This window comes from Hyphomonas sp. ske169, assembly GCF_056850855.1.
The window spans coordinates 1473447-1485627 of sequence record NZ_CP096146.1; the positions used below are offsets into that span (position 1 = coordinate 1473447).

At 55.9% G+C, this 12181-nt stretch carries 17 protein-coding genes; 11 read left to right on the forward strand and 6 right to left on the reverse strand.

Annotated features, from left to right (window positions below):
• Positions 1-30: 30 nt before the first annotated feature.
• From MY069_RS07000 to MY069_RS07020, 5 genes are all read left to right on the forward strand, one after another.
• The gene (locus MY069_RS07000; protein ID WP_482796357.1) at positions 31-1317 is read left to right on the forward strand and encodes a glutamate-5-semialdehyde dehydrogenase; all 1287 of its coding nucleotides are present in this window, start codon (positions 31-33) and stop codon (positions 1315-1317) included.
• A gap of 27 nt (positions 1318-1344) precedes the next feature.
• Positions 1345-1947 carry a nicotinate (nicotinamide) nucleotide adenylyltransferase gene (nadD, locus tag MY069_RS07005; RefSeq protein WP_482796358.1) on the forward strand — a complete coding sequence of 201 codons (603 nt, stop codon included), beginning with the start codon at positions 1345-1347 and terminating at the stop codon, positions 1945-1947.
• A gap of 3 nt (positions 1948-1950) precedes the next feature.
• The gene (locus MY069_RS07010) at positions 1951-2436 is read left to right on the forward strand and encodes an asparaginase domain-containing protein (protein ID WP_482796359.1); all 486 of its coding nucleotides are present in this window, start codon (positions 1951-1953) and stop codon (positions 2434-2436) included.
• 178 nt (positions 2437-2614) lie between these two features.
• Positions 2615-2932: a ribosome silencing factor gene (gene rsfS, locus MY069_RS07015; protein WP_482796686.1), complete on the forward strand. Its 318-nt coding sequence runs from the start codon at positions 2615-2617 to the stop codon at positions 2930-2932.
• A 17-nt stretch (positions 2933-2949) separates the two neighbouring features.
• Complete coding sequence (locus MY069_RS07020; RefSeq protein ID WP_482796360.1) at positions 2950-3414, forward strand: 23S rRNA (pseudouridine(1915)-N(3))-methyltransferase RlmH; 465 nt, start codon at positions 2950-2952, stop codon at positions 3412-3414.
• Here MY069_RS07020 and MY069_RS07025 read toward each other — a convergent pair.
• Genes MY069_RS07025 through MY069_RS07035 form a run of 3 tightly spaced genes read right to left on the reverse strand, consistent with a single transcriptional unit; the run spans position 3411 to position 5121 of the window.
• On the reverse strand, positions 3411-4268 hold the full coding sequence (locus tag MY069_RS07025; protein WP_482796361.1) for an SDR family oxidoreductase: 858 nt from the start codon (positions 4266-4268) through the stop codon (positions 3411-3413). The genes MY069_RS07020 and MY069_RS07025 overlap by 4 nt on opposite strands.
• Positions 4269-4322: 54 nt before the next feature.
• Positions 4323-4832, reverse strand: coding sequence for a hypothetical protein (locus tag MY069_RS07030; RefSeq protein WP_482796362.1), 510 nt, complete (start codon positions 4830-4832; stop codon positions 4323-4325).
• A 28-nt stretch (positions 4833-4860) separates the two neighbouring features.
• Positions 4861-5121, reverse strand: coding sequence for a DUF2312 domain-containing protein (locus tag MY069_RS07035; RefSeq protein WP_482796363.1), 261 nt, complete (start codon positions 5119-5121; stop codon positions 4861-4863).
• Between the two features lie 160 nt (positions 5122-5281).
• Between MY069_RS07035 and msrB the strand changes: the two genes are divergently transcribed.
• Positions 5282-5809 (forward strand): peptide-methionine (R)-S-oxide reductase MsrB, encoded by a 528-nt coding sequence (gene msrB, locus MY069_RS07040; RefSeq protein WP_482796364.1) that lies wholly within the window; start codon positions 5282-5284, stop codon positions 5807-5809.
• On the opposite strand, the gene MY069_RS07045 is transcribed toward msrB, so the two are convergent.
• The 3 genes from MY069_RS07045 to MY069_RS07055 all read right to left on the reverse strand — a co-directional run bounded on the left by MY069_RS07045 (position 5806) and on the right by MY069_RS07055 (position 7612).
• Positions 5806-6243 carry a hypothetical protein gene (locus MY069_RS07045; RefSeq protein WP_482796365.1) on the reverse strand — a complete coding sequence of 146 codons (438 nt, stop codon included), beginning with the start codon at positions 6241-6243 and terminating at the stop codon, positions 5806-5808. The two genes, msrB and MY069_RS07045, sit on opposite strands and share 4 nt — an antisense overlap.
• A gap of 45 nt (positions 6244-6288) precedes the next feature.
• On the reverse strand, positions 6289-6723 hold the full coding sequence (locus tag MY069_RS07050; protein ID WP_482796687.1) for an MmcB family DNA repair protein: 435 nt from the start codon (positions 6721-6723) through the stop codon (positions 6289-6291).
• Between the two features lie 124 nt (positions 6724-6847).
• Positions 6848-7612, reverse strand: a complete 765-nt coding sequence (locus tag MY069_RS07055) for a Bax inhibitor-1/YccA family protein (protein WP_482796366.1) — start codon at positions 7610-7612, stop codon at positions 6848-6850.
• 153 nt (positions 7613-7765) lie between these two features.
• Here MY069_RS07055 and MY069_RS07060 point away from each other — a divergent pair, with 153 nt between their 5' ends.
• The 5 genes from MY069_RS07060 to egtD all read left to right on the forward strand — a co-directional run bounded on the left by MY069_RS07060 (position 7766) and on the right by egtD (position 12159).
• Complete coding sequence (locus MY069_RS07060) at positions 7766-8815, forward strand: aldo/keto reductase (protein ID WP_482796688.1); 1050 nt, start codon at positions 7766-7768, stop codon at positions 8813-8815.
• Positions 8816-8919: 104 nt separating this feature from the next.
• Positions 8920-9252 carry a DUF2853 family protein gene (locus MY069_RS07065; protein WP_482796367.1) on the forward strand — a complete coding sequence of 111 codons (333 nt, stop codon included), beginning with the start codon at positions 8920-8922 and terminating at the stop codon, positions 9250-9252.
• 89 nt (positions 9253-9341) lie between these two features.
• Positions 9342-9887, forward strand: a complete 546-nt coding sequence (gene thpR, locus MY069_RS07070; protein ID WP_482796368.1) for an RNA 2',3'-cyclic phosphodiesterase — start codon at positions 9342-9344, stop codon at positions 9885-9887.
• A gap of 56 nt (positions 9888-9943) precedes the next feature.
• Positions 9944-11203 carry an ergothioneine biosynthesis protein EgtB gene (egtB, locus tag MY069_RS07075; protein WP_482796369.1) on the forward strand — a complete coding sequence of 420 codons (1260 nt, stop codon included), beginning with the start codon at positions 9944-9946 and terminating at the stop codon, positions 11201-11203.
• Between the two features lie 2 nt (positions 11204-11205).
• Positions 11206-12159, forward strand: coding sequence for an L-histidine N(alpha)-methyltransferase (egtD, locus tag MY069_RS07080; RefSeq protein ID WP_482796370.1), 954 nt, complete (start codon positions 11206-11208; stop codon positions 12157-12159).
• Positions 12160-12181: the final 22 nt, after the last annotated feature.

Sequence of the window (12181 nt, forward strand, 5' to 3'; positions counted from 1 at the left end):
CGAACCGGATAAATCCGGCAAAAGCGCGCCATGGCCGATACTGTACACCTCCCCGCCGATAACCTTCGTGACACCTTGCTGGATATGGGGCGCCGCGCGCGCCGTGCATCCGCTGACCTCGCCAAGGCCGGAATCCCGGGACGGACAGGCGCGATTAACGCAATGGCTGAGGCCCTGATTGCGGCTGAGTCTGTTATTCTGAAAGCCAATCAAACCGATCTCGAAGGTGGCCGCGAAAAAGGTCTCTCGGACGCGATGATGGATCGGTTAGCGCTCACACCAGAGCGCGTCCAAGGCATCGCTGACGCACTACGTGCGGTTGCGGATCTGCCGGATCCTGTCGGCAGCGAAATTGCCCGCTGGACTGTGCCATCTGGTCTGGACATTGCCCGCGTTCGCACGCCGCTTGGTGTGATCGGGATCATTTATGAAGCCCGTCCCAATGTGACCGCAGATGCCGCAGCGCTCTGTGTTCGCTCTGGCAATGCCGCAATTCTGCGCGCGGGCAGCGAGAGCCTGCAATCTGCGATCGCTATTGCGAATGCCCTGCGCGCCGGATTGAAATCGGTAGGTCTGCCAGAAGACGCGGTCCAACTCGTCCAAACCAAAGATCGGGCCGCAGTCGGGCATATGCTGACCGGTCTCGAAGGCGCAATCGATGTGATTGTCCCGCGCGGCGGCAAAGGCCTAGTTGCGCGCGTCCAAGACGAAGCCCGCGTGCCGGTGATCGGGCATTTAGAGGGACTCTGCCACACCTATGTTGATGGCGCGGCTGATCCGCAAATGGCGATTGATATCGTCGTGAATGCGAAAATGCGACGGACCGGAATTTGCGGCTCGACAGAGACGCTGCTCATCGATCGCGCTGTGGCCGACACGCTTTTACCTTTGATTGCGAGCGCGCTCACTGATGCGGGCTGTACAATGAAAGGCGACGAGACTTCGCAAGCATTGGTCTCAAACATTGAGCCCGCGACCGAAGAAGACTGGCGCACCGAATATCTCGCGCCGATCATCTCCGTCCGCGTCGTCGACGGCATTGATGGCGCGATCGATCACATCACAACCTATGGCACCAGCCATACCGAGTGCATCATCACCGATAATCAAGCGACGGCGGAGAAATTCCTGTCCGACATTGATGCAGGGATCGTCATCCATAACGCCTCGACCCAGTATGCAGATGGCGGCCAGTTCGGCATGGGCGCCGAGATCGGGATCGCCACCGGGCGCATCCATGCGCGCGGACCAGTGGGCGCGGAGCAGCTCACCATCTTCAAATATGTCGTCCGGGGCGCCGGTCAGACTCGCCCTTAAGGCGGGCGCCGCCAAAGGGGTTCTCTGATGCTGCGCAAGCGATCTGACGCCTTACTGCCGCCCTCGAGCACGCGGGCGCGTATCGGCATGTTTGGCGGCAGCTTCGACCCACCTCATAGCGGTCATGTTCACGTGGCTGAAACGGCGCTGAAACAGCTCCAGCTAGACCAAGTTTGGTGGTTTCCTACCCCCGGCAACCCATTGAAAGAGGCGCCAAGCGATTATGAGGCTCGGTTCCAAGCGGTGCAGGCGCTCACGCGGAAGAATCGCGCCTTTCGGGTCAGCAATATCGAACAACAAGCCGAGCTGCGTTACACGTTTGATTTGGTCGGTCTGATGCGCAACCACTGCGCGCATGCGGACTTGGTTTGGATCATGGGCGGCGATAGTTTGATGAGCTTTCACTATTGGAGAGACTGGGAAAAACTCACGGCGAGCGTTCCGATTGCCGTGATCGCACGACCTGGATTTGAGATTGCGGCACGCATCAGCCCGTTTGCGAAACGGTTCCGACAGCATCGTTTAGCAGACCATGCGGCGCGCATTCTACCGCAACAGAAAGCCCCGGCCTGGGTCTATATCACCGCCCCGCTTAACCCCATCTCATCAACTGCCTTGCGCGCCGGATAGACCATGACAGACCTGCACATCTTCACCACGGGCGGCACGATCGACAAGGTCTATTTTGACGCCCTGTCTGAGTTTCAAGTCGGCACCTCGCCGCTCGATGCCATTCTCAGCGAGGCGAATGTTAGCCTGGAATACGCGCTAACCTCACTGATGAAAAAAGACAGCCTGGAGCTGACCGATGCCGATCGGATCATTGTGCGCGATGCCGTCATGAATTGCGCCGCGAAACATATTCTGATCACACACGGCACCGACACAATGGCGAAAACCGCAGAAGCTTTGCAAGACATCACTGACAAAACGGTGGTCTTAACGGGCGCGATGCAGCCAGCACGTCTGCGCTCGACCGATGCCATCTTCAATGTCGGCTTTGCCGTCGCCGCTGCGCGCATGCAGCCGCCTGGCGTCTATATCGCGATGAATGGCCAAATGTTTGAAGCCGGCCAGGTCCGTAAAGATCGCGATGCTGGTCTATTCGTCACAAAATAAGCGATGCAGCCTTTGGCTGAGGACTGTTGCGAATTCGCTCTAGGCCCTGCTCGCAACGCGTGATAGGTTAGCCTCTAAGACAACCTTATGGAGCTTCACCCTGCCCGCAGTTAAAACTGAGAAGAATTCGGCCCGCGCGGCGACGATTGATGATATCCGCGCGTTCTCAGATACCATCATCTCGTCTTTAGAAGATGACAAAGCCGAAGACCTCACCGTTATCGATCTAACGGAAAAATCTTCCCTCGCAGATATTATGATCATTGCTTCGGGTCGTTCGGCCCGTCATGTGAGCTCGATTGCCGATCATATTGCTAAGAAGGTCAAAGAGAAAACCGGTCAGGCGCCTAAGCTTGAGGGCCTGCCGAATGCAGACTGGGTGCTCATTGATCTCGGTGATGTCATCGTCCACCTGTTCCGGCCTGAGGTTCGCAGTTTCTACAATCTCGAAAAGATCTGGGCGGGCGATAGCGGACACCGGCCTGACGACGTTTAAGTCTCGCGCAACCTTGCATGCACATCACGTTGATCAGCGTCGGCAAGCTCAAAGCTGGGCCCGAAAAAGACCTCGTCGATGATTATGTCGCCCGGTTCAACAAAGCTGGCCCGCAAATCGGACTGCGATCCTTAAAGCTCGTAGATTTGGCCAGCGGCGGCGGGCTTGAGGTGGAAGGAGAGCGGATCTTGGCCGCCCTACCAAAAAGCGCACCTGTCTTACGGCTGGATGAATTTGGACCTGCGCTGACATCGGTAAAGTTCGCCAAACGGATCGAACATTTGCGCGATTCTGGGACAGCAGAGCTTTGCTTTCTCATTGGCGGCGCCGAAGGCTATAGTCGCGATGTTCGCACGGCTTACCCAGACACACTCGCGCTGGGCCCACAAACCTGGCCGCATCGTCTGGTCAAAGTGATGATCACAGAGCAGCTATATCGGGCGGTGAGCCTGCTCGCAGGCCTGCCCTATCATAAGGCTTAAGCGTCGCGCGCTTGCATCCCGAAGCGTTTCCAGAAGACCCCGTCTACTGTGCGCTTTGGCAGCAGCATTGGTAGCGTGAAATTGGTCAGCTTGTTTGGCACCGGCGCGTAACGCGCTTTGGGTTTGCGAGCGGTCAGCGCTCTTTCGATCGTCTTTGCGATCACCTCCGGCGCCAGCCCCGTCCGGCCGCCTTCAAGCATCGTCTCGCTGAATAGTTCGATCGGCTTTGCCCAAGGCGAGTTGGCGTATGGGTTAGACCTGTTCGCATCTTCGGCCTTGTCCCAGATCGGGGTTTTCACCGCGCCCGGCCCAACCGCGATCGCATCGATGCCGAAAATCACAAGCTCCCGGCGCAAACTATCGGTCATGCTCTCCACCGCATGCTTGGTCGCGGTGTAAGCCCCCAAGAATGGCGAGGCGAGCCGCCCGCCAACGCTGGTAATATTGACGATCCGGCCAGGTTTACCAGCCAAGCTCTCATCCATACCGAGCAGCGGCGCAAAGGCTTGACTGGCACGCAATAGCCCGAACACGTTTACGTCAAAATGGGCTTTAAACTGGTCGAGCGGCTGCACCGCCAAAGGCCCCATATTCGCGATACCCGCATTATTGATCAGGCCTGCAAGCTTTTGCCCGTTAAGAGCTGCGCGGACGGTTTCGACAGCGGCATCAACTTGCTCAGGATTGGTAACGTCGAGCAAGATCGGTTCGATCCGGTCATCGGCCTCGGTCAGCGCAGCACCGTCTTTCTCTTTGCGCACACCCGCAAACACCTGCCAGCCCCGATTGGCTAGATATTCGGCCGTGCTGCGACCGATACCGGTGGAGGCGCCTGTAATTACGACGGTTTTCATAAGGCCTGTATCCTAATCGCTATATTTCTTATACGGTACAATATACATAATAGATCAATCATCATCTGCACCGCCTTTGATCACTCTCAATTGCGGGCGCGGCCTGGTCTTTGATGGCCGTTTCGGCGGTGGAGATGGATCAGGCTCGAGATCGCTGGCCCGCACCAGTTCAGGCTTTGACGGTTTACGCGGCATCGGCGGAGGTGGCTTAGTGTCCACATCCTCGTCGATCTGACGCACGCGCGGTGCGGGCCTCTTCTTAAACCCGCCCTTTGATTTGAAGCCGCCTTTGGCCTTTCCGCGCGCCTTTTTATCAATTTCGCGCAGTTTCACATGCTGCAGCGATGAGAGCGCTTCGTCTGCAGCCCCTTTTTCTGGGTCATGAAAAGCAGATCCGAATTTTTCGATCCGCTCTTCAACCTCTTCCAGGAACTGCTTTTCCCAGTCCGAGAGTGGCGGCCCTAGGCCCTGCTCAGCCAGCATCGCCGCCTTGCGAATCTTGCGCAGGGCTTTGCGTTTTTTACGTTCATCGACGTCGCGCGGCATGCCCGTGTTTAAGGGCATCCGCCCCGCTCAGGCAAGAATGGACAGCTTACAGCTCACCTAGCGCATCAAGATAGACTTCCAGGATCGCTTCTTGTTCTTGCCGTTCTTGGCGATCCTGTTTGCGAAGCTTCACAACCGTGCGCAGGGCTTTGGTGTCATAGCCGAGCGCCTTGGCTTCGCCATAGACCTCTTTGATCTGTTCGGCGACTTCCTTCTTTTCCTCTTCCAGACGCTCAATTCGCTCGACCGTGAGGCGAAGCTTGTCACGTGCGGTTTCGGAGAGATTGTCGCTCATTTCATCAGTCATGGAAAAGTCTCTTACGGTCTTGGTGAATCACAGAACCCTGGTCCCTAATCGGAAATCTGCCCGATTGCGAGAGCCAATCACGCTGTTTTGCAGCGGATTCTAACGAGAATTTGAAACAGCTGTGAGTGGACGCTTCAGCTAGGCCGCCTATTTTAAGCCCATGACAAAACCCGTTTTTCCTCCCATGGCTCGCCGCAGCTTCTTGCTTGCTGCCCCGGCCGGACTTCTCGCCGCCTGTTCTGGTGGCGGAAGCAGCACAAAAGCGTTTGCCGACACCGTCTCCCAAACCTTTACCGACAGCGAGTGGCGCGACTTGACTGAGGCGGACTGGAAAGCCCGTCTCGATCCACTCGCCTTCCGCGTGCTGCGCAAAGAAGCCACCGAGCGGGCCTTCACCTCGCCGCTCAATGACGAGAAGCGCGACGGCGTGTTCCACTGCGCCGGCTGCGATCTGGCAATTTTTGACAGTGCCACCAAATATGATAGCGGCACCGGCTGGCCGAGCTTCTGGGATTATCGAGACGGCACACTCGGTTTCAAAGAGGACAATAAACTCTGGACGACGCGCACCGAATATCATTGCGCGCGCTGCGGCGGCCATCATGGTCACGTATTTAAAGATGGCCCGGCGCCGACCGGTTTGCGCTATTGCAATAATGGCGTCGCGTTGACCTTTAAGGCCGCCTAGTCCGGCTTCTTAGCGCCAAACAGATCCAATTGATTGGGGTCGACGAAAGGTTTTCGTCGGCTCTTTTTTGTGCGGCCTGACTTAAAGTAGAGATCGTCTGTATGATCTTCTTCTGGCGTGTCGGTTTGCTGAGGCGGCACCGGTTTCGGCTTCGGTTTTTTCGGCGCTTTCGCAAGCTTCCAATAGGTCACGGCCAGCACCGTGTTACCGTCGGCATCCTCATAATTTTGAACGAAACCGTGCCCAGGATTGGCCTCGGCCTGTTCGAGCATCTTTGGCAGATCTTTCACGCTTGGAGTGAGCCATTCTGTTTCCAGCGCGGCAATTGCAACATCACCGGCTAAGTCTTCAGCCTCATAGCGTGTACGCGCCGCAGCTTGCGCATTCTTTAGCGCGTCGCGGGCTGTTTTACCGAGAGGATAAGCGTGACTCATACAGGCGCAGCTAGGTTTTCGAGCTCAAAGAGTCCATAGGCGATCTCACGCAATGACAGGGTGACACAGGCGGGTCGCCGCCAACCGGGCAAATCGAAGCGTCACAGCCTTGCGCCGCGCCGCCACCAATTTCTCACAATCAGCCTCTCGGACCACCGCACCCCCAAACGCATCGGCGATGATGAGACCGGTATCTGCGGGAATGAGGTCATGCGGGAAGTCTTGACCGACCGCGAAATAAAACCGGTCGCAGAAAGGGCGATATTCGGGCCATTTCTGATCGCTCCGAAAGTCAGCCACCGAGGATTTGATCTCAACAATACTGATCTCGCCGCCGGGCCCAATCGCTGCGACATCCGCGCGGCGACCATTGGCCAAGGTCATTTCGGTGACGCCAGCATAGCCGTGATCACTCATCAGTCGTAACACTCCGCGAGCAATCTCTGCAGCGCCTGGGCTTAATCCTGGATCCTCTGCGATTTCTGTCACCTTGCCCTCCCCGCAAATGTTCTCAACATGTTCCAGAATACGCAGACCGCTTCTGAGGTCAAATAAAAAAGCCCTGGCTCCTGGCCAGGGCTTTCAAATTTGGATCTTCGACCGCTTAGTCGTTGGACATAAGCGACAGGAAGAATTGGAAAATATTCACAAAGTAGATGAAGAAGTTCAGCGCACCGATATTGGTTGCGACGGCCATTCCGCGTTGGTCACCACCAAGGGCGAAATAGGTTTCTTTCAAAGACTGTGTGTTCCAAGCGATCAGGATGGCTGAGAACAGGGCGAAGGCGCCTGAAATGATCAGCTGCATCGCGCTACCAACTTGGAAGAAGGCCACGTTCGGGAAGATCATTGGCAGGATGACAAACAGCATGCCGATGATAAAGGCGCCCCAAAGGCCCATAATCGCGAAGGTTCCGATTGGGCCGAGATCACGCTTGGTCGTGTAGCCAAACAAAGAGAGGCCAGCAAAGGTCGCCGATGTCGCCAAGAACGCTTTGGTGATGACGAAATGCGTCATCCCACCCATGTTCAAGTTCGCCATCAAGAAATAGACGCCCATTGAAAGGCCAAGCGCGACAACGATGCCCCAATATAGGATGGCGCTGCCGGTCGGGCTTGGATTGCGCATCATGACCATTGAGCCCAGGATTAGGGCCACAGGTGCGAACATCACAATGTAAACCATCGGCGCGGTATAGACCGCAGCGCTGATCGGCGCGACAGAGCCGGCGATATAGGCGATGATGCCCGACAAAGCGATGCCAAGGGCGAGTTTGTTGTAAACGCCCAACATAAACGAGCGAAGACCCTCGTTGACGCTGGCATCCATCGTCCGGCCGTGCGCCATGGATGTATTAAAGTCGTTCATATTATCCTCGTTTAAAAGGCCCGCGCACGAGCGCGCGGATTGCCTATAGTATGTGGTCATTTTTATCGCTTTTCAAGAAAAACCGGGCTGGTCACGGTAAGATTCGGCTTCTATCGTTTTTGCAGATCAAATTTAGAGGAAACACCTATGGGAATTGAGCGTCGACAGCTCGGAACAACAGATTTGACCGTCAGCTCTTGCTGTCTCGGGACAATGACTTGGGGACAACAGAACACTGAAGCTGAGGGCCACGCCCAAATGGACTATGCGCTCGAGCGTGGCGTCGACTTTTGGGATACCGCTGAAATGTACGCGGTCCCGCCGCGGGCCGAGACGCAGGGCTCGACCGAACGCATCATCGGCACCTGGTTTCAGAAAACCGGCAAACGCCAAGATGTGATCTTGGCGACAAAAATTGCCGGTCTCTCCAAAATGCTCTGGACGCGCGACGAAGACGTGAGCTGGACCCGCCACACCAAGGAACAAGTCGATGAAGCGGTCGGGAAAAGCCTAAAACGCCTGCAAACCGACTATATCGACCTCTATCAACTCCACTGGCCCGACCGCGCCGTCGGCCTGTTTGGTGAAAAGATGGATGCGAAAGCCTATGGCTACCCGTACGAGCCGTTTGAGGAAATTCTGTCCCACCTCGAAGCGCATGTGAAAGCGGGTCGCATTCGGCACATTGGCGTCTCCAACGAAACGCCATTCGGCGTGATGCGCTTTCTGGCGGAAAGCAATGCCCGCAATCTGCCGCGCATGGCTTCGATCCAGAACGCCTATAATCTCGTCAATCGCTCTTTTGAGGATGGCGGCTTGGAAGAGGTCTGTGTTCGGGAAAAAGTCAGCCTGCTGGCTTATTCACCGCTTGGACAAGGTTATTTGACCGGCAAATATCGCAATGGCGCCCTGCCTGAAGGCTCGCGCAAGCAGTTATTTCAACGCCTGCAACGCTATGAAAGCCCACAAGCGCTTAGCGCCATCGAGTCCTATCTGGTCTTGGCCGAACAGTTTGACTTGGATCCCGCTCAACTCGCGCTGAAATTCTGCGACAGCCGCCCGTTCATGGGCTCAACCATCATTGGGGCGACGAATATGGATCAGCTGAAAATCTGTATTGATGCGTTTGATTTGGACTGGACCGATGAGCTTGAAACGGCCGTCAATGAACGACACGCGGCCCAACCGTCTCCGTGTCCTTAACCAATGATCATCTTGGCGGGGTTTGACTTTCCGTACCCGTAAGGGCAAATTCTTGGCGGCTGCATAGATCGTTACAGATCGCAGCAAATCAAAGGGGAAACTAAATGGCAGACGCCTCAAAGTACGAAGACAATATCAAGAAATACGCCAAGGGCTATAATCAAGCCGCGGCTGAGAAAATTGTGGGACATCTCGGAATTGCGCTCCGCAATCGCGATAGCTCGCTCGTATCTTGTTCAGACGATACCGAGCTTGGCCGCGTGCGGGAAAAATGGTGCCGCGGCAAACTCGCTCTGGCACAAAGCAATGACGATCTCGACGCCGCGATCGGCGCGATCTGCGAAACTTTGAAGCCTGAAGGCGGAAACAAGTCTCGCGTGACCTTCTATTATTTGCTGGCCGAGCATTTCGGCAAGCTGGATGATCTTGCAGGCTAGTCCCGCACGACTATTTTGGAATTGGAAGCCCGGCCAATGGTCGGGCTTCTTTCTTTCAAATGCCCCTCCCCCGCTAAGATGAGATCCTAATGTACCGCCTCTTCGCCGCCCTCCCCGTCCCTGATGAATTGGCAGATCGGCTCGAACCACTAAGTGTCGAGATCCATGGCGCGCGCTGGCGTAAACGGCACCATTATCATGTCACGCTCTGCTTTTATGGCCAGGTGGATGGCGAGGTCGCGAATGAACTGGCCGATGCGCTCGAACAGGTGCGTGCGCCTGCGATTGATCTTGAACTGTCTGGCGTTGGCTGGTTTGGGCGTCGCGAACCGCGGGCACTCTATGCGCGGATCGCCCCGAATGAAGCGCTTTCAACCCTCGCAGCAGATTGCCGTAAAGTCGCGCGGCGGTTCAACTTGAAACTCGGGCAAGACCCATTCGCGCCCCACATCACCGTCGCTTATTGCAATCAATCGCCTTTGGACGCGGTAAGAGCCTGGAGCGAGGATTTTCAGATCCTGAAAAGCGAGCCGGTTTTGGTCGACCAGTTCCATCTTTATGAGAGTTTCACGGGACATGGGCGCCAAAGCCAGTATGTCGCGCAGGCAGATTATCCATTGATCGGCGCCTCCTGACCTTAAGTGTCAGCAGGCCGAGTTGACGGTACACGCCAAAAGCGAAACAAACACCTATGGCACAACCAAAAAAACTGCGCGCTTCCTCCCAATCTAATCTTCAGCGCTATCTTGCCGTTCGTCAGCAGTCTGAGGCGCTCACCAAAACCCTCAGCGATGCAGATGCGACCGCCCAATCAATGCCAGATGCCAGCCCAGCGAAATGGCACCTGGCTCATACAAGCTGGTTCTTCGAAGAATTTATGCTGGCGCCGGTCTTTGGCGATACCGTCCGCTATCATCCCAGCTTCAGTTATTTGTTTAACTCTTACTATGATGCCGTCGGCGATCGTCATGCTCGACCCATGCGCGGTCTATTAACTCGGCCCTCCCTCGACGACGTCTACGCCTATCGCGCGCATGTCGATGCTAAGATGACCGAGCTGATCAATACCCGCCCCGAGGCCTGCGATTTGCTCGCCCTCGGCTTGGCCCATGAGCAACAACACCAAGAGCTTCTACTCACCGACATATTGCACCTGTTCGCGCAAAACCCGCTTCAGCCAGCTCTGAAGCCAGACGTGAATTTACAAACCGCCAATCTCGAAGCCGCACCGCTCACTTGGGACCGGTTTGAGGGCGGCGTTCGCGCCATCGGTCATCAGGGCGAAGATTTTGCGTTTGATTGCGAAACACCGCGCCACGATGTCATCGTCCGTCCGTTTGAGCTCGCCTCTCGGACCGTGACCAATCGCGAATGGCTCGCCTTCATAAATGATGGCGGATATACGAGCCCTAAATATTGGCTCTCAGATGGATTTGCGACCGCCCAAGCTGAAGGCTGGATCGCCCCGCTTTACTGGCGTCGAAACGAGGATGGCTGGCACACAATGACCTTGTCTGGCGCGCGCCGCTTGAACTTAGAGGCGCCAGTCACCCATATCAGCTTCTATGAAGCAGATGCCTACGCAACCTGGGCAGATGCCCGGCTACCCACCGAGCAGGAATGGGAGATGGCCGCCCACGATGCGCCCCTCGATGGCTGTTTCGCAGGGTCCGGCTATTTGCAGCCGCAAGTCCAAACCAGCCATGCGCAACGCTACTATTTCGGCGATGTTTGGGAATGGACGGCGAGCCCATTCACGCCTTATCCCGGCTTCGTCGTCGCAGACGGCGCGGTCGGCGAGTATAATGGCAAATTCATGAGCGGTCAGATGGTGCTGCGCGGCGGCTCGTGCGCGACCCCGGATGAGCATATCCGCGCCACCTATCGCAACTTCTTCCACCCCGACAAACGCTGGCAATTCTCTGGATTGCGCTTGGCGCGAGATATTTAAGTATGGACGATGCTTTCGACCCAGCGGCCGCCGCTCAGACTGAGCGATTTTTAAAAGATGTCATTGAGGGCTTATCTCAGCCTCAGAAAACGCTGCCGTGTCAGTATTTCTATGATGAGGTGGGCTCTAACCTATTTGAGCAGATCACAGAGCTGCCCGAATATTACCCGACCCGGACTGAGATCGGCATTCTTACGGAGAATGCAAAAACGATCGCCGAGGCATTGGGTCCAAATACGCTTCTGGTTGAATATGGTGCGGGTGCTTCGACCAAAACGCGCATTCTATTGGACGCCTTGATCGCGCCTGCCGGATATGTGCCGATTGATGTCTCTGAGGAGTTCTTGCTGCAGACCGCCGCCGCATTGAAATCGGAATATCCAGACTTGGCGGTCCGGCCGATTGCTGCGGACTTTATGGTCGAGCTTGGCCTTCCAGAAGATGTCGAGGGCACGCCCGTTGGGTTTTTTCCGGGCTCAACCATCGGAAACCTCGATGACAGCGAAATTGATCGTTTCCTGCGTGCCGCACGGACCTTGCTGGGAGATGATAGTAAGTTCGTCATCGGCTTGGATTTGCGCAAATCGCCAGACATTCTGGTCCCAGCCTATGATGACGCGCAAGGCGTAACCGCAGCGTTCAATCTCAACTTGCTTCAGCGTATTAATCGCGAGCTCGGCGCGGATATCGACCTCGACACATTCCAACACGAGGCAATTTGGAATGATGATGCTTCGCGCATTGAGATGCACTTGCGCAGTAAAATCGCGCAAACCGTTTCAATCGGTGATATGCGCGTCCAATTTGCTCAGGGCGAAACCATCCACACCGAAAACTCGCGCAAGTTCGACCTCACGCAGTTCGTTTCTCTCATTAGCCCAACCGGGTGGGCGCTGCGTAAGAAATGGGGCGACGAGCGCAATTTCTTTGCGGTTTTGATGCTCGAAGCGCAGTAAAACGGTATAAACTTAGCGGAGC